The sequence below is a fragment of the Draconibacterium orientale genome (genome assembly GCF_900111425.1).
Taxonomy (GTDB): Bacteria; Bacteroidota; Bacteroidia; order Bacteroidales; family Prolixibacteraceae; genus Draconibacterium; species Draconibacterium orientale.
The window spans coordinates 41804-62915 of the sequence record NZ_FOHT01000033.1 but is presented as its reverse complement, the minus strand read 5'-3'; the positions used below and the strand labels follow the sequence as shown (position 1 = coordinate 62915).

Here is a 21112-nt window from a genome sequence, read left to right as displayed (position 1 = left end):
AAAATTTAATTCTTGTTTCAGAAACCTGAAAAAGACTTCAATGTCCCAACGTTTCTTGTAATATTGCAGAACCTCTTCAACGCCAATTTCAAATAGGTTGGTCAGAAACCAATATTCAGTGCCGTCTTCCGGATGCCGAGTTATGATTAATCGAAAAGTTTCGTCACTAAATTTTCGGTATTCTTTCCTGTTTTTGGTTAATTGAACTTCAATATCCCTAATCAACTCTAAAGCCCCAACCGTTCGGTTATTTCCTTCTTCCAACTCGCGAACTAATTTAAACTTAGCTCCAGGATTAAGTCTGGTTACAAAGCCGGTTCCTTGATTTGATAGTTTGCGATAAACTTCCCGTTTGTTTACTCCACGGTCAAATGTAAATATGGCATTTTGATCCTTCCTGGCATAATCAAATACTACCTGGGGAATAGTTATATCTTCACTGAGACATTGTCTGTTTGTAAATATTTTTGTCATGCATGGCAAATCTCCATCAAATGCCACGGTATATTTTATTTGCTTCTTCCCATCTTTCTTTCGTCCTATATTCATCCCTTCAATTAGCTTATTCGCTGCTTCTGCTACCATCGAAGAATCAACTCGTATCAAACGTACATTTTCACGTTGTATGCGGTTGTAGTAAGTACTAAAATATTCATATGTTAATTCATAGGCTTGTTGAAAAAACTCAATATTTATCACACTTAACCTTTCAGAAATAGAACTATGTCGAACTGTTTGAGTAGCATCCAGGTTAAATAAGAATTTAAATTGCGGACTATTAAAAATATCTTCCATTGTTCGAAGACTATTGCGCTGACACTCTACCAAAGCATAAAGTATTAAACAGAAAATACTTTTGCCATCTAATACTTTTACATAGTAATTGACTTTCGTGCGTCTGGCAATTTTATTGAGTTCCTCATCAGGAAGTAATGACAACAGTTCTGTAACCGATATTTTTGCTTGTTTGCCTGTCAATTTGAATATTCTTAGTGACAGGGCAAAAATAAATTTGATAAATTAAGTTACATTCACAAATACCAGCAACTTATCAAGACCGATAACGGAAAATTGTTGAAACTACTTGAGTTTCGCGATAAAATCTTCCGAACACTCATGAATATGAATCTGAACCATCAGGATTGACATTTTGCCCAGAAAATCTGAATCTGAACCGCCAGGATTGACATTTTGCCCAGAGAATATGAATCTGAATCATTAGGATTGATATTTTGCGCAGAGAATATGAATTTCAACCGTCAGGATTGCCATTTTGCTCGCAAAATATGAATCTGAATCGTTTTGGAGTCTGTAAAATATCTTTTAAATGAAATTTCGATAAGCGCTCGGGAAGCATTGGAACTACGCGGTCAATCAGGTAAACAGAAGTTGCGCGGTCTTGTGCTTCGTTCTCCGGGCTTTCTTACATTCCTTAATTTTTCATTTCCAGAAACCAAAGTATTGATGCCAATCCGGATGGAAAAATTCCTTCCACGTGGTTAAGCCCGTCGAGCGGAACTTTCTGAACCAGGTTTGTAGATGCACCGGCGGCTATAAACTCATCATACTTTTCTTCACTTACAAGTGGCGGCACATAAGTGTCGGCAGTTCCGTAAAATAGTTTGGTTGGCACAGTTGGTACAAAATCCGGAACACTGTTTTCTTGCAGCATTTCGAAAACCGGGGCGTAAGTTGTTTCGGTGTTCCAGCCACTTAGGTATTCAGGTGTAAATAAGTCGGAAACGGTGGTTGTTAACGCTGCGTTTAATTTCTCGCCCGAAGTCTGGCCGTCAAACATGTTTTCAATTTTATCGGCATAAGGTTCCTGAAAAATGGTATTTACAGGTATTTCACCGCCGAGTTTCAGGTAGCTGCTAAAAATATAAGCCAGAAAATAGGGTTGCGGATATTCTGCCAAACCAACAATATATTCGTTAAGTGTAACCAGGTTGTATGGCCCGGCACTGCAGGCACTTGCTTTTAAATGGTAAGAAAAAGCGGTATTGGCTTCAATGGCTTGCTGAACTTGCATAGTAGCCCATCCTCCCTGCGAGTAACCGGCCAGGTACAAATCGTTGTTTAACGAAATATCCTCCTTCTGGTCGATAAATTCGCGCACTGCCGCCAGCATGTCGGTAACGGTTTGTACTGTTGACTGGCGGTGCAGGTACGGGTGAAACATATCGTCAGCTTCGCCAAAACCGAGGTAATCGGGCAGCGCAATAATAAAACCTGTTGAGCTCATCATTTTCAGCATGTTAAAAAGCTGGTTTTCCGAATCAACACTGGGGGCTTTACTGTGTTCGGTGTTGGTACCGTTTTGGTAGCTTAAAACTGCATATTGGCCAGCTACATCGGGGAGGGCAACTATTCCCGACGCAACAACCGGATTACCGTTAAAAGTAGTTTTGTAGCTTATTTTATAAACCTCAACACCTGTTTGTATATGGTCTTTTATCTCTGCCAGGTCTTCGTAATCGGCGCTTGCTGCCGCAATAGTTAAGTCAATTACTGTTTTCGAAATGCGAGATTGAAATTCAGCATCAACAAGATAATTGTTGGCGGGAGTTACCGGAGTTACATCGTCCATTTCGTTGCACGACATAAAAGCAACCACAATTAACAGGAAGTAAAGCGGAAATAGTTTTTTGTTCATGGAAATGTGTTTTCTGAATGAATATAACCAAAAATAGGGTATTTTTTATACCTGTAAAACTTTAATTCAGCTATTTGCGTCATCAATGTTAACAACAATACTTTTTTGTGTAGAATTGATCAGGATGTTTTTTTATTTTCGTGATACAGAAACAATCGATTCAGGTTTCAACCTAAAAATATAATAATGAAGAAAACGATACTTTTTGTTGCGGTAAGCTTGTTTGCATGTGTGGTTATGGCCCAGCCAATAAAAGTAATGCTGGTAACCGGAGGGCACAGTTATGATACACTTCAGTTTTTTCAACTGTTCGATCGCATGCCGGAAATAGAGTATAAGCATTTTGCTCAACCCGATGCCAACAAAGCCCTTGCGAGTGGCGTTGCCGACGATTTTGACGTACTTGTTTTTTACGACATGTGGAACACAATAAACCGAGAGCAAAAAGCGGCATATATACGATTGACCAAACAGGGGAAACCATTTTTGTTTTTGCATCATGCACTTGCTTCGTATCAAAACTGGCCGGCATTTGAGGAAATTATAGGAGGCCGTTATGTGGAGGAAAGCAGAAAAGTTCCCGAAGAGGAATGGTCGGAATACGAACATGATATGTGGGTGTATTGTACAATTGAGAATTACACACCGGTTACTGCCGGATTTCGCGAATTGCGTTTTTTCGACGAAGTGTACGATAATATCCGAATCTCCGACAAGGTAAAACCGTTGCTTCGAACCCGGCATCCGAAAAGTGCCGATTACGTGGCCTGGGAGAATCGCTTTAATGCCTCAACTATAGTCTATATTCAGCCCGGGCACGATAAACGAACGTACGAAACCGAAGAGTACCGGAAGCTTCTGCTTCAAGCCATTCATTACCTGAATACATCAAATAAATAATAATGCGATATACGATCATACAACGAGGCAGTAAAATATATCGATGGTCTTCAGCTTACAGATTTGGTGTTAAATTCAGGTATTAAAAACACCAAACGCTTAACAGAAGAAATACAAATTGGCGCTTAACGCCAGCATCTACATTTGAATTATCGTTTTCATTTCTGACCTCCCCCTACGAACAATAAAAATTGTTGCTTAAATCTTTTTGGATAAAATTTCGTATGCTAAAAAGGCTTATTTCGAACCTGTACACAATACAGGGGAGAAGGATTAGAATTAACCAAAAATTACGTGTTCGGTCAACATGAAAATAATAGTACAACACAACATTCTGAGTTTTTATCTGAACTACATGGAATAGTGTTACAAAAATTGTCGGAAGATGATTTTGGGGTAAATGTTTTGGCCAGGGAAGTACGATTGAGCAGATCGCAGTTACACCGGAAATTAAAAAATCTTACCGGCAAATCCCCAAGTTGTTTTATTCGGGAAATTCGTTTGCTTCAGGCCAGCGAATTATTAAGAGAAAATAATAATACAATTTCTGAAATCGCCTATAAAGTAGGTTTTAGAAGTCCCAGCTATTTTAATAAATGTTTCCACGATTATTTTGGTCATTCGCCTGGTGTGCACAAAACCTACGCCAGTCAGCAAAACAACCTGGATACTGATTTCAAATCTGCTGTAAAAGCTAAGCCCTGCCACAATTTATACGATCGTCTAAATCGTCATTATGGTCTCCTTATTTTGGCCGTAATCCTCCTCGTTTTGGTACTCTTTATTTTGTTCAGGCGCTAGATGAACGAAAAAACCAGACCCCCGCGAATCCTGTGTTGCTAAAAAAAAAACAACCTTCTTATGCGCCATTAGCAATAATAGCACATAAAAACGTTCCAAAATTACCCGGAAATAGCTGTATAAATGTCATGAATACTACATAGTTTAAATCGGTGCTCATAGTTTAAAGAATTTGGAAACAGGTGCAATGAATGCAACATAGATTTAAGAATTTACATTTCATTTCGCCGTAACTTGAACATCAAAAGTTTCTGATTAGGGAAGGAGGGAAAATGTTCAGAAACCTATTCATTAATGTTAATTAAATACCAGAAAGCCATGAAAAAAGTAGTATTTATTATGCTGGCAATTTGTATTTGTTTGCTGGCAATAGGACAAAATGATACCCCAAAAGTTTCTATTGATGAAGTTGCGATTTCTCCACCTGCTTTTACCGGAATTAAAAACTATGTTGATTTTGCAACTGTCGATGCCAATTATTTACAACAATACCTGACTGCCAACATCGAATATCCGGAAGAGGCACAACGTTGCAGTAGTGAAGGCACCGAAGTAATCAAGTTCAACGTTAATGCCCGGGGAGAGGTAACCGATATCGACATTGTGAATGGTGTGTGCCCGGAAATAGACAAAGAACTTGTTCGGGTACTGGAATCGACAAATGGAATGTGGAAACCGGGTATAAAAGACGGTATTCCCGTTTCAATGGAACAAGAAGTGTCTATTGTGTTTTCATTGTCAGGAAATGCAGAACAGACCCATGAAAAATTTGTAACAATTGCCACTACTTGCTTCTCGAAAGGGGCAGAATGTTTCTTTGAAAAGGGAAAAGCAAAAAGAGCAGAACAGCTTTTTACCAGAGGGATGACATATATGCCACATGATCAGAGCCTTCTGTTAATGCGTGGACTCTGCCGTTATGAAAGAGGAAACCACGAAGGTGCGCGAGAAGACTGGACCCGTTTAGTTGAATTGGGATCAACAGTTGATATGAATAGTGATTTCTTTGTTCAGATAGAAGGTTGGGAAGCATACGAAGCTTTAACCGCCATTTTGGAAGGAAAGTAGGCGATTAATCAAAAATCACAGGGACATGAAAATTTTAAACCCGGAAATTCTGTCCGGGTTTATAATCGTATTAAATAAAATAAACAAGAAACATACTCCGGGGTTAAAAAGGCTTAGAGGTGGCTAGGTGATTTGCTTAAAATGTGCGAATTTCAGCATAATTATTTGTCTAATTTAAAAAGAATTATTTTCTTTGCTCGTGATAGGTCGTTCCGACCTATTGTGTGTTTGGGGGTTAACATTAATAAGGGCAGTTGTTGAACTGCCCTTTCTTTTTTTAGTCCCATTTAAAACACGTTTTTTTTCATACACTACTTTTACGGGTGATCCAGAATCGGTTGGAAAATACGGTAGATAATTATTTGCACGAGGTACGAGGCACATGTTTTTTAAGAGAATAAGACGTTTGCTAGTCTGTTTCTGATGACATATTACAAAATTATGTTGCAATCGCCGTTTTTTTATCCTTTTAAACAGCTCAAATCAATAAAATTTTAGTACCGTTTTATGCTAATGTTTTCACAGGTGCTTTTAATCACTGGCGTAAAATGAGAATGAATATGCCTTACAAAACGATTTCATCTATTTCGAATAATTTCTTTCACGGGCTTAGGTAATTTGAATTGAATTACTATATTTGCACACGCAAAATGAAACACGGGTGTAGCTCAGTTGGTAGAGCACTGGTCTCCAAAACCAGGTGTCGGGAGTTCGAGTCTCTCCTCCCGTGCAAAAGCACAAAGGTCTTACTTTAGTAAGGCCTTTTTTATTGAATTAAATTCCGGGTGAAATATTTAAATCTTCAGCTTATAAATGTTATTTTCACCACAAATTCGAGGCAATGCAAATCGACGTTTTTATTCCATGTTTTATCGATCAGTTTTATCCTGAAACAGCAGGAAATTTTGTCAGCCTGCTGGAAAAGGTAGGGTGCGATGTAAAATACAATCCGAAACAAACTTGTTGCGGGCAACCGGCTTTTAACAGCGGGTATTGGGACGAAGCAAAAACTGTAGCCACAAAATTTTTGGATGATTTTGAATTGGCGAACGTTGTAGTAGCTCCATCAGCCTCGTGTACCGGTTTTATTCGTAATTATTACCATAAATTGTTTGAAGGTGACGAGGAGTTGCTGAGAAAGACGAATAAGACCCGGAAAAAGGTGTTCGAGTTTACCGACTTTTTGGTGAACCACTTAAAAGTGACTGAACTTGGGGCGACTTTCAATCATAAAGTTACGTTTCACGACTCGTGTGCCGGTTTACGCGAATATGGTATTAAAGAAGAACCGCGTAAACTGTTAAGTGAGGTAAAGGGCTTGGAGCTCATCGAAATGGAAGCTCTGGAAACCTGTTGTGGTTTTGGAGGTACATTCGCCGCTAAATTCCACAATATTTCAACGGCAATGACCGAACAGAAAGTTGAACATGCCCTAAAAACCGGCGCCGAATACATCGTATCTACCGAAGCTTCGTGCTTAATGAATATGGAGGCCTACATTAAAAAGCAGAAGCTACCCATTAAAGCCATTCATTTGGTAGATGTACTCGCCGCTCGTAGCTAGAAGCCAGCGGCTTGAAGCTTATTTAAAACATCTGCATGCCGTGTAATTTCTTGTAGCGGCCGTCAAGCTGCATTAGCTCTTCGTGTGTACCTTGCTCCACAATTTCACCTTCGTGTAGTACACAAATTAAATTCGCATGTTTAATGGTAGATAAGCGGTGTGCAATAACCAACGAAGTGCGGTTTTTCATCAGGTTCTCCAAGGCTTCCTGTACCAGTTTTTCCGATTCGGTATCCAAGGCCGAAGTAGCTTCATCCAATATCAGAATTGGAGGATTCCGTAAAATGGCACGCGCAATAGAAAGGCGTTGCTTTTGTCCGCCCGAAAGTTTATCGCCACGGTCGCCAATTGTGGTGTTGTAGCCGTTTTCTGTTCCGAGGATAAAATCATGCGCATTGGCAATTTTTGCAGCCTGTATTACTGCTTCCTCGCTCACATTATCAATGCCAAAAGCAATGTTGTTTCGTATGGTGTCGTTAAATAAAATGGGCTCCTGGTTCACGTTTCCAATCAGGTTGCGTAGCGCTTTAAGTTTCAGGTCGCGAATATCGGTTCCATCCACTTCAATATTTCCCGAAGTAATGTCCCAAAAGCGCGGCAACAAATCAACCATTGTGGTTTTTCCACTGCCCGAAGATCCAACAAACGCAACGGTTGTTCCTTTTGGAATATTAAGGCTTACATTCGAAAGTACCTCTGCTTTGTCGTAGGCAAAACTTACATTTTTGTAAACAATATCTTTTTCGAACGACTTGATATCTTTGGCATCTTTCTTATCAACGATAGTTACTTTTGCAGCAAGAACATGATCGATGCGCTGCATTGAAGCCAGTCCTTTTTCAACACTGTAAAGTGCTGTTGAGAAGGCTTTAGCCGGATTTATTATTCCGTAGAAAAACACCATATAGCCGATAAATTCGGCAGCAGTAAGCGACGAGTCGTTTCCTCCAAGAATAATTCGACCGCCATACCACAAAACAATTACAATAACAATGGTTCCCAAAAACTCACTGGCAGGGTGTGCCAGATTGCGACGCCACATCAGGCGGTTCATGATCAGCCGGTAGTTTTGGTTCTCATTTTGAAAACGACCGATGGCTTTTTCTTCGGCATTAAACGATTTTATAATCCGCAATCCCGAAAGATCTTCTTCAATAATCGACAGAATTTCACCCAGTTTATTTTGCCCTTTGGTTGAAACGCGTTTCAGGCTGCGGCCAATTCGCCCGATAATTAAACCGGTAATCGGCAACATAACAAACACAAATAAAGTAAGCGACCAACTCATGTAAATCATCACGCCCAAATAAACCATTATCAGAATCGGGTTTTTTATCATCATTCCCAGCGAGTTGGCAATGGAGTTTTCCACTTCCTGTACATCGCTGGTAATACGGGCCATTATATCGCCCTTCCGTTCTTCCGAAAAATAACCGAGCGGTAAGCCAATTATCTTCTTGTAAATGAGCGAGCGGATATCGTAAACAACACCGTTGCGCAAAGCTATAAGTACAAAATCGGCCAGGTACGTAAAGCCAACTTTAAAAAGAGTGGCTATAACTAAAATAAAACCGATAAGCAGTAACGAATCCTGTTGCCCGTGTTCAATAATAAACGAACTGATATAATAGTTTACGTTATTGGTGATGGAATCGGCAGTAAGCGCCCATTCCACTTTTTCGGATACCAGTTCTTTTGTTTGAAACAAAATATCGAGTGCCGGAATAAGCATAGCAAACGAAAAGGTTCCGAAAAGTGCACCTAAAATATTGTAAATAATGTTCATTACGACCTTCCACCGGTAGGGCGGAACAAATCGTTTCATGAGTTTTAAAAATTCTTTCATAAGCTGAAGGCAGAAGATGCAAATACAAAGCGCATATCTTCTAATTATTGTTTTTTGTATGAGGAGAGCAGCGGAAAAATTCGGCTGCTCTGTTGTCTGCTAAAATCTTAAAATATACCGGTATAGTTCTGTGGTGTAATTGCTTTTAACTCTTCTTTTACAGCATCGCTAACGGCTAGGCTGTCAACAAAATTGTGGATTGCCTCTTTGTTGATCACCTCGTTTTTGCGGGTCAAATCTTTTAAGGCCTCGTAAGGATTTGGGAAAAACTCGCGGCGTAAAATCGTTTGAATGGCCTCGGCAACCACTGCCCAGTTATTTTCAAGATCTTTTTCAATGGCTTCTTTATTGATCAGCAATTTGTTTAAACCTTTCAAGGTAGATTTAATGGCAATCAAAGTATGGCCAAACGGAACACCGATAAAACGGGTAACGGTTGAATCGGTCAGGTCGCGCTGCAAACGCGAAACCGGAAGTTTCTGCGATAGTTGCTCAAAACCTGCATTGGCTATACCAATATTTCCTTCCGAGTTTTCGAAATCGATCGGGTTAACTTTATGCGGCATGGTTGACGAACCTACTTCGCCCTTTTTGATTTTCTGCTTGAAGTAGTTCATCGAAATATATGTCCAGATGTCGCGATCCAAATCAAGAATGATATTATTGATACGTTTCAATCCATCAAAAATGGCACTGTGGTTATCGTAGTGCGAAATTTGTGTGGTGAATTGCGAACGGTTCAATCCCAGTTTATCTTTCAGGAATTTGTTGGCAAACTCTTCCCAGTTAATATCGGGGTAAGCTACTAAGTGTGCATTAAAGTTTCCGGTAGCTCCGCCAAATTTTGCATCAATGGCAATTGATTTTAGCTGAACCAACTGCACCATAATTCGCTCTAAAAATACTTTAATCTCTTTTCCAACTTTTGTTGGCGAAGCAGGCTGTCCGTGTGTTTTTGCCAGCATCGGAATATCTTTCCATTCGCTGGCCATCATCAGCAACTTTTCTATCAGTTCTTGCAACAGCGGGTAATATTCCTCTTCCAAAGCATCTTGTATCGATTTCGGAATGGCGGTATTATTGGCGTCCTGCGAGGTAAGTGCAAAGTGAATAAACTCTTTGTATTTACCCAACTCCAGCTTATCAAATTCATCTTTAATAAAATACTCAACAGCTTTTACATCGTGGTTGGTTACGCTTTCAATGTCTTTAATACGTTGTGCATCTTCAAGCGAAAAGTTTTCGTGAAGCTCACGAAGTTTCTTTAGTTTATCTGTATGAATATCAGCAAGTTGTGGTAAAGGAATTTCGCAAAGGGCAATAAAATATTCTATTTCGGTAAATAATCGGTATTTAATCAGCGCGAATTCGCTGAAGTATTTTCCCAACCCTTCTACTTTGTTACTGTACCTGCCGTCAACCGGCGAAATTGCTGTTAATGTATTAAGTTCCATTGTTATTACTTAGAATTAAGCTGCAAATTTATAAAATTAAGCGGACTAGCTATTTGGCAGCCGGGTGAATTTAATATTCTTTAACCGCGGCAACGATTAGCGATTGTCTTTAATTCCCGAAAATGAGTTTTTAGCTTTTCTGAATGAAGCATTAATTGTAATTAGTTTTTTGTATTTTGGAACTTGAAAAAAAATCAATGTCATGAAGCTCAAAAATTTCTGGATTTTGTTATTTGTACTTGCCGCTTTGGGCGCTTTTGCGCAGGAGGCCAACAAGAAAAATGTATTTCTTCTCAATATCAAATCAGAAATTACCCCGGCCACTCGACGACAGGTGAGCCAGGCTTTTGCGGAAGCCGATTCGGTAAAAGCCGACGTGTTTCTCATTCACATGAATACCTACGGCGGAACTGTGGTTGATGCCGACTCTATACGCACACGAATTCTTCAAAGTAACATCCCGGTTTATGTGTTTATCGATAATAATGCAGCATCGGCAGGTGCGTTGATTTCCATTGCCTGCGATGGTATTTATATGCGCCCCGGAGGAAGTATTGGAGCAGCCACGGTAGTCAACCAAACCGGAGCGGCAATGCCCGATAAATACCAGAGCTACATGCGATCGACTATGCGGGCAACAGCTGAGGCACACGGGAAAGATACAACGATTACAGCCGCCGGTGATACGATTATTGATTGGTTTCGCGATCCGAAAATTGCTGAGGCCATGGTTGATGAACGTATTTTTATTGAAGGCGTTTCCGATACGGGGCAGGTGTTAACTTTTACACCTTCGGAAGCGATGGAAAATGGTTTTTGTGAAGGAACAGCCGAAACCATTGACGAAGTGCTGCAACAAGTTGGTATCGCCGACTATGAGTTGTTTGAATACGAGCCAACTTTTATTGAAAAGATCATCGGCTTCCTGGTGCATCCAATGGTTTCAGGATTGTTGATTATGGCCATTGTGGGAGGGATTTACTTTGAAATGCAATCGCCGGGAATAGGTTTTCCGCTGGGAATAGCAATTTTGGCGGCTTTGCTTTATTTTATGCCGCTATATCTCGAAGGTCTGGCCGAACACTGGGAAATTGCGCTGTTTATTGTGGGGCTCATACTTATTGCGGTGGAAATATTTGTTATCCCGGGCTTTGGAGTTGCCGGAGCCCTCGGAATCGTGTTTGTTTTTGTTGGTCTGGTTTTAAGCCTGATCGACAATGTTAACTTCGATTTTGAAGGCGTGCAGATGGAAGGTGTTGGAAAAGCAATTGCCACGGTGGTTATCGGAATATTTAGTGGTTTTGTATTGGCACTTTACCTCGGGAAACGCATGTTTACAGCCGAACATGGATGGTTTAAAAACTTTGCGTTAAACACGGTTCAGCATGTTAATGATGGTTTTGTGAGTGTTAATACCACACTTTTTGAGTTGAAAGGAAAGAAAGGAATTGCCCAGACCGTTTTACGCCCCGGAGGAAAAATAAACATTGAAGGCGAAGTTTACGATGCAATTGCCGTTACTGGTTTTATTGATAAAGACGAAAAAATAATTGTTACAAAAGTTGAAGCCACTCAGCTTTATGTGGAGTTGGATGAAGAATAAGGAACAAGGAACAAGTAGAAAGTTCAAAGGCAAAAGTTGCGAGCTTTGTGCATCAATCTTAAAGTCAATCTGCATCAATCCTGCTGTCAGTCTTTCAGGCGATAAAACATTATCTCTTCTGTGTCGTTGGGCAAAGTAACGTGTTTTGAAAAACGCATTCCCAGCTTTTCCAACAGTCGTTGCGAGCGCAAATTGTATTTTGCAGTAATTGCAGTTAAATTCTTGATTTTAAAATCTTCAATTCCTGCCTTTTTTAATCGTTCGGCAGCTTCAAAAGCATAGCCCTGTCCTTCAAATTCAGGCAAAAAGGCAAAACCAATATCTATACCTTCCAGTCCGTCACGGTCGAAAAGTCCGCAGGTGCCCAGTTTGGCGTTATCAAGTTTTCTGACGACTACATAGTTTCCATAACCTTCCTTCTTTAGTTGAGGATACATTTTTTCTCGTATGTACGCACGTGCTTCTTCTTCCGAGTAAACACCACGATCGCCAATGTACTGAAGCCATTTTTCGGAATTCAGCAAGCGGAAAATAAAAAGGCTGTCGTTTTCGGTGCAGGGGCGCAGAAAAAGCCGTTCTGTTTCGAAAGTGAGGTAGTTGGTGCCTTCAATAATCATTACCTGTTTTTTTTATTCTGGATTATAAAAATAGGCAAGATTACGGTTGTGGCAAATAAAAAGCCCGGAACCAAAAGCTCCGGGCTGCTTATCTTAGAACATCCAGTCCCAGGCCGGGAGCATGGTGGCCTCTGTTTCGTAAATTTCCAGTACCTCGGGTGTAACAAACTTTTTGTGTACCACAATGCGGAACATGTACTCGTCGAACCACTCGTCGGTAAACGTAAGGTAGCCTTTATGACCGGCGCTTTCGCCCCAACTGTTTTCGAACTGCCATTTAACAGGGTTTCCCTTGTCGTCAATATCAACAGCAACAAGTGCCATGCCGTGCGACGAACCGCTTGATTTGGTTTGTATGCGTTCGGCTTTGTCCATGGTAAACGACACGCCGTAAACCGATTCGTAATCAAAATTATCAATATCCAGAATGCCGTAATCGCGATCGAGTTGTTGTCCAACATCGCAGGATGCATAAAGTGCTTCGTTGTTTTTGATCGATTCAATGGCCATGGCTTTAATTTTATCGTTGGCCAGGTTTACATAGTGCCAGTTTACGCCTTCTTCCACATTTCGATAGTTGTCAATTTCGTAATGTACGTTAAACGGCCGCGTAGGATCGTTCATTAACATTACATAGTCGCTAACCTGGATATCGCCCAATACTTTTTGTTTAAATTCGAGTGGGGTATAGGTTTGGTACGCCGATACAACATTGTCTTTGTCCTCGTAACGCCAGGTAAATTCGCTGGGCGGAATGCCCAGGTTCAGTGCCAGCATGCGGTAAATGTCCTTCATCATTTCCTGGCGCATGGCCTGAAGTTCTTTTGTTTTCGCCCCCGAATCAGCTGCTTCGCGTAAACGCAATCCATCTTCTTTTAATTTTAAGTTGATGAATTTTACCATGGAGCGGGTATTTTCGCTGGAGTGTGTTTCTGTCATTGCCGATTTCGGAATCATTCCGTATTTATCTACCAGGTTGGCAAAACTGCTCCACATTCCTCCGTCGCTCACAGGCGAGCTAAGGTACCACTGCACCAGGCGGTCATCGATGGGCTGGTCGGCCGTTTCAATCATGTTATTTAAAAACAGGTTGGCTTTTTCGAAAATATCCCAGAAGTACAGGTAGTTTTGCGAAAACTCGAATGAGTTAAGGTTAAAAACTTCCATCGCTTTTGGGCGAAACATATTTAAGGAGGTAAACAACCAACAGCGTCCCGAGCTTTTCTGGTCGGTAATGCCTTTAACATCCACACGATAAGTGAAACGGTGGTCGTCTTCGTTAATATTCGTAAGGTTTTTGGCCAGTTTGTTGATGTCGTTTGCCGAAAGGGCGTTTTGCATTCCCTTGGTGTAAGCATCCATTTTTAGCGATGTTTTAATCTCCGTAATGGCTGTTTGGTCCAGCTCCTGTGCGGTGCTTCCAAGTGCAAGAAAAGCCGTGAAAGCAGCAAGTAAAAGTTTCTTCATTTCTGATAATTTTGTTTCAGAAGCAAAATTAAAAGAATAGTTGTATTTGCACGGACAGGATTAAGGATTAGAGGTAAACAGCATTCAAATTTACGAACAAGTTTGTTGAATAAGCTGTTAAATATTCAAATCATGCCAGCTTCTCTTTAAAGAAATCGATGGTTCGCGACCAGGCTAATTTTGCTGCAGCTTCATCATATCGTGGCGTAGTATCGTTATGAAATCCGTGGTTTACTCCCGGATACATGTGTGCCGTGTATTCTTTATTGTATTTTTTTAGTGCAGCTTCGTAGTCCGGCCAACCTTCATTAACGCGTGTGTCCAGTTCAGCATAATGCAACAGTAGCGGGGCTTTAATTTGTTTGGTTTGTTCTTCTGAAGGCTGACCACCATAAAATGGCACAGCTGCTTTTAAATCTGATACTTCTACAGCCATCATATTCGATATCCAGCCTCCAAAACAAAAGCCAACCACTCCGATATTTCCGTCGCATTCCGGGTGCGATTTCAGATAGTCGAAAGCCGCAATAAAGTCTTGCAGCATTTCATTTCTGTCGCGCTTGCTTTGCAGGGTGCGTCCGTCATCGTCGTTTCCGGGATAACCACCCAGCGGGCTTAGTGCATCGGGCGAAACGGAAATAAATCCGGCCAGTGCTGCACGCCTTCCAACATCGGCAATGTGTGGATTTAAACCTCGGTTCTCGTGTACAACAACAATTCCGGGTAGTTTTGTTGAATTTCCTGCCGGCCGCGATAATTGGCCTCTTATTTTTCCTCCACCCTTGGGCGAATTGTATTCGATGGTTTCTGTTTTTAACCGCGCATCCTCAGCTTTAATCTGAATTTTATCCTGATAGTTGGGCATAATAAAACTCATGAGCGACGAAACCGTTAAACCTCCAACGGCATAGGCCGAAAGTCGTTCAACAAATTTTCTGCGATCGATTCGGTTGTGCGCATAGTCATCGTACAGGTCGAAAACCTCCTGTCTAATTTGTTCTTTCTTTATTGCTTTCATTGTTAGTTATTTATATTGAAATAACTACTAATGATTTCGCTTTGTTCAATAACTGTATTGAATTTCCTAAGGGCAAGTGGTCAATCAGTTTCAACAAAACGTTAGCAAAACAAAGTCGGGAAGTGGTTTTAAAATGTGTAATCGTAAATAAATTTATTTTTGCGGCATCAAAAAAAAACGAAAAACAGGGATGAGCACAAAGGTAGTTTTAGGAACAAAGTTTTCGCCGTCGGCAATAAAAGTTATTTTGTTGGGATCGGGTGAATTAGGAAAAGAAGTGGTAATCGAATTTCAGCGTTACGGCGTGGAAGTTATTGCGGTTGACAGCTACGAAAATGCGCCTGCCATGCAGGTTGCCGATCGTTATTATGTGGCCTCTATGCTGGATGGCGAACGTTTGGCTGAAATTATCAGAACCGAAAAACCGGATTATATCATCCCGGAAGTGGAAGCCATTGCCACCGACAAATTGCTGGAGTTGGAAAAGGAAGGTTTCCATGTAATTCCAACAGCCAATGCAACGCGACTGACCATGAATCGCGAAGGTATCAGAACTTTGGTGGCTGAAGAATTGGGGCTTTCAACTTCGCCTTACAAATTTGCCGGAACAAAAGAAGAGTTTGTAGCAGCCATCGAAGAAATTGGATTCCCCTGTGTGGTGAAACCAATCATGAGTTCGTCGGGAAAAGGACAAAGTGTAGTGAAAAGTGCTGCTGATATTGATTACGCGTGGAACTATGCCATGGAAGGTGCCCGTGGAAATAGTGACCGTGTAATTGTGGAAGGTTTTGTTGATTTTGATTACGAAATTACCTTGCTAACTATCAGTCATGTTGGCGGCGTTTCGTTTTGTGAACCCATTGGCCATCGCCAGGAAGGCGGCGATTACCAGGAGTCGTGGCAACCACAAGCCATGACAGAAAAGGCACTGACAGAAGCCCAACACATTGCTAAAACTGTTGTGGAAGCACTGGGTGGCCGCGGTTTATTTGGCGTAGAATTTTTTGTGAAAAACGATACCGTTTATTTCAGCGAGCTTTCGCCACGTCCGCACGATACCGGAATGGTAACAATGATTTCGCAGGATTTGAGCGAATTTGCCCTGCACGTAAGGGCGATTCTTGGTTTGCCCATTCCGAACATCAAATTTCACGGGCCATCGGCAAGTAGCGTGATTATGGTAAAAGGAGAATCGAAGCAAGTGGCTTTTTCTAACCTCACAGAAGTTTTGAGTGAGCCGGATACGCAGTTGCGTTTATTTGGTAAGCCCGAAGTAAAAGGCGAACGCCGGATGGGAGTTTGCCTGGCACGGGCCAACTCGGTGGAAGAAGCCCGCGATAAAGCGAATAAAGCAAGTAGCTCAGTTGTTGTTCAGTTGTAAAACGACCACTTATAAATAAAATAAAAACCGGCCTTGAGGAACAAAGCCGGTTTTTTTAATGGTTTAGATTAAAGTCTGCCTTTTCTATTTTGTATCACGATAAATTTGTTGCAAATCTTTCGCTTTCGCTAGCGGAACCAGCTTAAATTCATAACTGTAAGCTTTTTCCAGTAAGCGGTATTTGTTGATCGGGCGCGCATTGATCGACCACGAATCGTTACCACCAACACCGGCCATTTTGTGGCTGATATTCACTGTTAAGGCATCTGCTTTCTCCAATTCTGTAGGGTGTTGTGCTTCGTAAATATTCTCGGCGGTGTATGGCCAAACCGATGTTTGTAGCGGTGTTTCGCCAAGCACCATCAATCCCGAATTATTATTGGTAAGAGCCAGCCAGCGCACACAAGTGTGGTTGCTGCTTTCCTGCGGTTTGGTGTAGTTGTAGTAGAAATCATCCACACTTCCCTGGTAAATGTCGATTTCGGCAGCACCATTTCTGTCCGAGTAATTTTCAAATGGACCTTTGCCATAAAAACTCATTTGTTGCAAATCGGTTGATACGCCCATGTTCATTCCTACACGAATTGGTTCGGGCATTTCTTCAGGAATCGCTAAATCAAATTTTACATTTACAGTTCCTTCATTTGTGAAAGAATAGTTTAGCGCTAAGCTCAACTCTTTGTATGCTAATTTCACAGCAATATTAGCCGACGAAGCATCGGCATTCAGGTTTTTAACGGTCAGCATTCCGGGTAGATCTTTCCAGATTGCAATGCTTTGTTGCACCTTCCAGCCACGTTCGTCGTTATCGGTTAACGGCCTCCAGAAATAGGGCTTCAACGCCGAAGTGATAACTTGTTTTCCGCCTTGCTGGTAACTTTCGATTAAACCACTTTTTTTGCCAATAACGGCTTGGAAATTTTTGCCGCTCACCACAATTTGCTCATCGCTTTCGTCGAAAGTGATGTTGTCGGCGTTTATTTCTTTTGCGGTTACTTCTGTTTGTATAGGAAGTTTGAATTGTTGTTTGGCCAGTTCATGCCCGGCTTTTGCCCAGTTTTTATCTTCCTTTAGTTGAACACTTATACGCAGCCAGTACTCAGCGTTTGCTTTTGGTTTAATAGCTGCAAAAGGAATCTCAACCACTTTGTTGGCTCCCGGATTCAGACTCAGACCTTCTAAAACTCCTGATTGAATTTCTGTTGCATCTTCGTTTAAAGTCCAGCTTACTTTGTATTCGTTCAGATTGTCGAAATTAAAACGATTGAGCATTCGTACTAAACCGTTTTCCAAATCAGCAGCAGTAATTTGAACAGGCTGCATTACATATTTTGCTTCCCAGGTTTGTGGTTTTGGCGTGCGGTCGGATGCAATTACTCCGTTCATACAGAAATTATTGTCGTTGGGCTGATCGCCAAAATCGCCACCGTAAGCAAAAAATTCTTTTCCGTTTTCATCGGATGTCAGCACTCCCTGATCGATCCAATCCCAGATAAATCCACCGATAAGGTTCGGATAGCTGTGCATTAAATCCCAGTATTCCTGAAAATTACCCAGCGAGTTACCCATGGCATGTGCGTACTCGCACTCCATAATAGGACGGCTGATGTACGGACTTTTTGCCAGCGCTTCCAGATCTTCCAGGTTGGCATACATACGGCTGATTACATCCACCCAAAGCGGATCGGTTGGGTTGGCAGTTCTTCCTTTTTTTCTGAATGCGTCTGAGCCGTAAGCAGTGTAATCGGGGTGTTCCGGTTGCCCTTGTGCTCCTTCGTAATGAATAAAACGTGTAGGGTCGAAATCTTTCACCCAGCCGGCAGCTGCGGCGTGGTTTGGACCGGTTCCCGACTCATTTCCAAGCGACCAGCCAATAATTGAGGGGTGGTTTTTATCGCGCTCCACCATTCGAACCACACGATCCTGAAAAGCCATGTGCCATTCCGATTGGTTGGTGAGGTAGCCCATTAATCCGTGGGTTTCAATATTCGCTTCATCCAGCACATACAGGCCGTATTTGTCGCACATATCGTAGAAATACGGATCATTGGGGTAGTGGCTGGTACGCACCGCGTTAAAATTAAAACGTTTCATCAGCAACACGTCGTTCTCCATATCTTCGCGGGTAAGCGATTTTCCGCCCAGGTGGTCGTGGTCGTGGCGGTTAACACCATATAATTTTATCGATTTTCCGTTTACGTAAAGCTGGCCGTTTTTGGTCTCTACTTCGCGGAAACCGATTTTTGCTGAACGTGCTTCAACCACATTTTCATCGGCATCTTTTAAGGAAAGAACTACTGTATAAAGCGTTGGATTTTCTGCCGACCATAATTCAGGACCGGTTATTTTTTCTTCAAGTAACCCGAAATATACATTGTCGCGTTGCGGATATCCTTCGTAAATAATGGCATCAACATTTTTTGTGATTGGTGCTTGTAGAACCCTGTTGTTTTGCGGGCTGTATAATTCAGCTTCCAGTGTCCAGCCTTTGGTGTCAACACCGGTTCCACGTGTGATTGTTGGACGTATTTGCAGTAGTGCATCCTGGTAATTAGCATCCAGACGGGTACGAACAAAAAAGTCTTCGATGGCCACTTTGGGCTGAGCCATTACCAGCACTTCGCGGTGAATTCCACTCATGCGCCAGTGATCCTGGTCTTCCAGGTAACTGCCATCGCACCAACGGAAAACCTGCACCGCTACTTTGTTTTCGCCGGCTTTCACAAATTCTGTAATGTCAAATTCGGCAGGTAAACGGCTGCCCTGGCTGTAGCCTACTTTTTGCTCGTTTACATAAACAAACATCGCCGAACTTACACCGCCAAAATGCAATACAATTTTTTTGTTGTTCCAATCTTCAGGAATGGTAAATGAGCGAACGTACGATCCAACCGGATTGTCGCGTGTAATAAAAGGTGGCTCGGGAACTATTTTTGAAGCTACATCGGCATAAAACCGACGATACAGTTCTTCCGTTGAAAGTCCTTCCGGCACATCGTAGTTTTTTTTGTACCAGGTTATCGGATCTTTCTGTGCTTCGGCAGGCAGTTCCGGACGGAAGGGATAACCGGCATTTACGTAAATGGGCGTACCGTAACCTTTCATTTCCCAGTTCGACGGAACTTCGATATCATCCCAGTCGGAAACATCCTGCTTGTAGAAATCCAACGGACGATCTTCTTCTTTTTCTACAAAATTGAACTTCCATATTCCGTTCAATGAGATCATTCTTGATGTTTCGCGATCGCAATTTAAGGCATCGTCAGCAGATTTGTACGAATAGGAAGTGGCCCTTCCGGGAAGTTTGTTTTTTGCAATGTAGGCGGGATCTTCCCAACTATTGTTTTGGGCAAACAGGGTGGTGGCACACAGGCTGAGCACCAGAATGAAAAGTTTCTTCATTTCAACGTAATTTAATTCGTTATCATTATAAAAGACGGTGTAAAACAGTTTTACACCTATATTTTTTGACTGATTTGGGAGTTTTCGTCTGATATGTCTACTATTTGAAGATGCGGCGGCTGTTCAGCGCATCGCGGTATTTTTTTGCATTCCGGTTGTGCTGACTCAATGTTTTTGCAAAATTATGGTAGCCCGAAAAATCTTCGCGGGCACACATATACAGGTAGTTGTGATCTTCGTAATTCAGCACGGCATCAATTGATGTGATTTCCGGAAAACAAATTGGCCCCGGTGGCAAACCCGCATATTTATAGGTGTTGTAAGGCGAATCGATTTCGAGATGTTTGTTCAAAACCCGTTTAATCGAGTAATCGCCAACAGCATATTTTACGGTAGGGTCGGCTTGCAGTGCAATACCTTTATTCAGGCGGTTAATGTAAAGGCCGGCCACTGTTTTTAGCTCGTCGGGTTTTATGGTTTCCGACTGAACGATGGAGGCCAAAGTAACCACCTGTTGTGGCGTTAAACCCATTTTTGCAGCCTGTTTGGTGCGGGTGTCGTTCCAAAAACGATCGTACTCCGTTTTCATACGTTGTGCAAATTCTTCGGCTGATGTGGTCCAGTACATTTCGTAGGTGTTCGGAATAAACATGGTGCGGAAATTTTCTTCGGTAAATCCCCAGTCGGCAATCTGCTGTTCATCCGAAAACAGTTGTAATATGGAGGTGGAATCGGCTTTAATGTATTTGCTCACCTTTCCGGCCAGTTCTTCCTTAAAACGAACATTGTTGAAAGTGATGTTTACCGGCGACTGTGCGCCACTACGGAGCATATTCACCAGTTCGTTGGTGGTCATGCCTTTCTTTAACTCGTAACGTCCGGGGCGCATGAAGTCAGCATATTTCTTCTTTTTAGCCACCCACTTAAAGGCTTTCATGTTGATTAAAACCTCGTTGGTTTCCAGCTTTTCGCTAATACTTTTTATGTCATCTTCTTCGGTAACCAGAATTATGTAATCGTTTTTTACATTTTCATCAAAAACATAACGGTATAGCTGGTATGCCCGCGCTCCGACAAGGATAAAGGCAATGGCAAAAAATATAATAATGAATTTTCCAATCCGGGGGAAAGTCATGGCACGGCTTTTCTGATCAATCGACATAGTTCTAATTTGAATTCAGCTTCAAAGATAAAATTCTTTCGGTTGCAGAGAAAGGTTGATGGAGATTGAAAAAAGATTGATGTTGAGATTGAGGTATAGATTGAAGAAGATTGAAGAAGATTGATGAAAGATTGAAGGAGATTGAAAAAAGATTGATGTTGAGATTGAGGTAT

At 41.7% G+C, this 21112-nt stretch carries 15 protein-coding genes, 1 tRNA gene and 1 pseudogene; 7 read left to right on the top strand and 10 right to left on the bottom strand.

Annotated features, from left to right (window positions below):
- The 3 genes and pseudogenes from BMW53_RS16420 to BMW53_RS16410 form a co-directional block, all read right to left on the bottom strand.
- On the bottom strand, positions 1–978 hold a 978-nt coding region (locus BMW53_RS16420), incomplete at its 3' end, for an IS4 family transposase (RefSeq protein WP_074781003.1).
- A 274-nt stretch (positions 979–1252) separates the two neighbouring features.
- Positions 1253–1399 (bottom strand): annotated as a pseudogene (locus tag BMW53_RS21615) (hypothetical protein); the annotation flags it as partial.
- A gap of 33 nt (positions 1400–1432) precedes the next feature.
- Complete coding sequence (locus tag BMW53_RS16410; protein ID WP_038559814.1) at positions 1433–2656, bottom strand: alpha/beta hydrolase family protein; 1224 nt, start codon at positions 2654–2656, stop codon at positions 1433–1435.
- A gap of 186 nt (positions 2657–2842) precedes the next feature.
- On the opposite strand from BMW53_RS16410, the gene BMW53_RS16405 reads away from it, so the two are divergent.
- The 5 genes from BMW53_RS16405 to BMW53_RS16385 all read left to right on the top strand — a co-directional run bounded on the left by BMW53_RS16405 (position 2843) and on the right by BMW53_RS16385 (position 6989).
- Positions 2843–3556, top strand: coding sequence for a ThuA domain-containing protein (locus tag BMW53_RS16405; RefSeq protein ID WP_038559817.1), 714 nt, complete (start codon positions 2843–2845; stop codon positions 3554–3556).
- A gap of 294 nt (positions 3557–3850) precedes the next feature.
- On the top strand, positions 3851–4357 hold the full coding sequence (locus BMW53_RS16400; RefSeq protein ID WP_081804853.1) for a helix-turn-helix domain-containing protein: 507 nt from the start codon (positions 3851–3853) through the stop codon (positions 4355–4357).
- 318 nt (positions 4358–4675) lie between these two features.
- Positions 4676–5425, top strand: coding sequence for a TonB family protein (locus tag BMW53_RS16395; protein ID WP_168136420.1), 750 nt, complete (start codon positions 4676–4678; stop codon positions 5423–5425).
- A gap of 657 nt (positions 5426–6082) precedes the next feature.
- Positions 6083–6155, top strand: a tRNA-Trp gene (locus BMW53_RS16390).
- A 111-nt stretch (positions 6156–6266) separates the two neighbouring features.
- A complete protein-coding gene (locus BMW53_RS16385) occupies positions 6267–6989 on the top strand; it encodes a (Fe-S)-binding protein (RefSeq protein ID WP_038559823.1) in 723 nt (240 codons plus the stop codon).
- 22 nt (positions 6990–7011) lie between these two features.
- On the opposite strand, the gene BMW53_RS16380 is transcribed toward BMW53_RS16385, so the two are convergent.
- A complete protein-coding gene (locus BMW53_RS16380; protein ID WP_245749062.1) occupies positions 7012–8814 on the bottom strand; it encodes an ABC transporter ATP-binding protein in 1803 nt (600 codons plus the stop codon).
- A gap of 128 nt (positions 8815–8942) precedes the next feature.
- On the bottom strand, positions 8943–10289 hold the full coding sequence (gene purB, locus BMW53_RS16375; protein WP_038559829.1) for an adenylosuccinate lyase: 1347 nt from the start codon (positions 10287–10289) through the stop codon (positions 8943–8945).
- 202 nt (positions 10290–10491) lie between these two features.
- On the opposite strand from purB, the gene BMW53_RS16370 reads away from it, so the two are divergent.
- Positions 10492–11892: an NfeD family protein gene (locus tag BMW53_RS16370; protein ID WP_038559832.1), complete on the top strand. Its 1401-nt coding sequence runs from the start codon at positions 10492–10494 to the stop codon at positions 11890–11892.
- Positions 11893–11978: 86 nt separating this feature from the next.
- Here BMW53_RS16370 and BMW53_RS16365 read toward each other — a convergent pair whose 3' ends face one another.
- The 3 genes from BMW53_RS16365 to BMW53_RS16355 all read right to left on the bottom strand — a co-directional run bounded on the left by BMW53_RS16365 (position 11979) and on the right by BMW53_RS16355 (position 14994).
- Complete coding sequence (locus BMW53_RS16365; RefSeq protein ID WP_038559835.1) at positions 11979–12509, bottom strand: GNAT family N-acetyltransferase; 531 nt, start codon at positions 12507–12509, stop codon at positions 11979–11981.
- A gap of 93 nt (positions 12510–12602) precedes the next feature.
- Positions 12603–13976 (bottom strand): C1 family peptidase, encoded by a 1374-nt coding sequence (locus BMW53_RS16360; protein WP_038559837.1) that lies wholly within the window; start codon positions 13974–13976, stop codon positions 12603–12605.
- Between the two features lie 130 nt (positions 13977–14106).
- Entirely contained in the window at positions 14107–14994 is an 888-nt protein-coding gene (locus BMW53_RS16355; RefSeq protein WP_038559840.1) for a dienelactone hydrolase family protein, read from the bottom strand.
- A 190-nt stretch (positions 14995–15184) separates the two neighbouring features.
- Between BMW53_RS16355 and purT the strand changes: the two genes are divergently transcribed.
- Positions 15185–16375: a formate-dependent phosphoribosylglycinamide formyltransferase gene (purT, locus tag BMW53_RS16345; RefSeq protein WP_038559843.1), complete on the top strand. Its 1191-nt coding sequence runs from the start codon at positions 15185–15187 to the stop codon at positions 16373–16375.
- 84 nt (positions 16376–16459) lie between these two features.
- Here purT and BMW53_RS16340 read toward each other — a convergent pair whose 3' ends face one another.
- Together BMW53_RS16340 and mltG are read right to left on the bottom strand one after the other, a co-directional pair.
- Positions 16460–19777: a glycoside hydrolase family 2 TIM barrel-domain containing protein gene (locus tag BMW53_RS16340; protein ID WP_051567894.1), complete on the bottom strand. Its 3318-nt coding sequence runs from the start codon at positions 19775–19777 to the stop codon at positions 16460–16462.
- Between the two features lie 100 nt (positions 19778–19877).
- Positions 19878–20939 (bottom strand): endolytic transglycosylase MltG, encoded by a 1062-nt coding sequence (gene mltG, locus BMW53_RS16335; protein ID WP_051567895.1) that lies wholly within the window; start codon positions 20937–20939, stop codon positions 19878–19880.
- Between the last annotated feature and the right edge of the window lie 173 nt (positions 20940–21112).

Coding starts and splice junctions, on each gene's coding strand:
- purT (WP_038559843.1), top strand. CDS start 15,185: ATGAGCACAAAGGTAGTTTTAGGAACAAAGTTTTCGCCGTCGGCAATA.
- BMW53_RS16370 (WP_038559832.1), top strand. CDS start 10,492: ATGAAGCTCAAAAATTTCTGGATTTTGTTATTTGTACTTGCCGCTTTG.
- BMW53_RS16410 (WP_038559814.1), bottom strand. CDS start 2,656: ATGAACAAAAAACTATTTCCGCTTTACTTCCTGTTAATTGTGGTTGCT.
- BMW53_RS16355 (WP_038559840.1), bottom strand. CDS start 14,994: ATGAAAGCAATAAAGAAAGAACAAATTAGACAGGAGGTTTTCGACCTG.
- BMW53_RS16405 (WP_038559817.1), top strand. CDS start 2,843: ATGAAGAAAACGATACTTTTTGTTGCGGTAAGCTTGTTTGCATGTGTG.
- BMW53_RS16385 (WP_038559823.1), top strand. CDS start 6,267: ATGCAAATCGACGTTTTTATTCCATGTTTTATCGATCAGTTTTATCCT.
- BMW53_RS16395 (WP_168136420.1), top strand. CDS start 4,676: ATGAAAAAAGTAGTATTTATTATGCTGGCAATTTGTATTTGTTTGCTG.
- BMW53_RS16365 (WP_038559835.1), bottom strand. CDS start 12,509: ATGATTATTGAAGGCACCAACTACCTCACTTTCGAAACAGAACGGCTT.
- BMW53_RS16380 (WP_245749062.1), bottom strand. CDS start 8,814: ATGAAACGATTTGTTCCGCCCTACCGGTGGAAGGTCGTAATGAACATT.
- mltG (WP_051567895.1), bottom strand. CDS start 20,939: ATGTCGATTGATCAGAAAAGCCGTGCCATGACTTTCCCCCGGATTGGA.
- BMW53_RS16340 (WP_051567894.1), bottom strand. CDS start 19,777: ATGAAGAAACTTTTCATTCTGGTGCTCAGCCTGTGTGCCACCACCCTG.
- BMW53_RS16360 (WP_038559837.1), bottom strand. CDS start 13,976: ATGAAGAAACTTTTACTTGCTGCTTTCACGGCTTTTCTTGCACTTGGA.
- purB (WP_038559829.1), bottom strand. CDS start 10,289: ATGGAACTTAATACATTAACAGCAATTTCGCCGGTTGACGGCAGGTAC.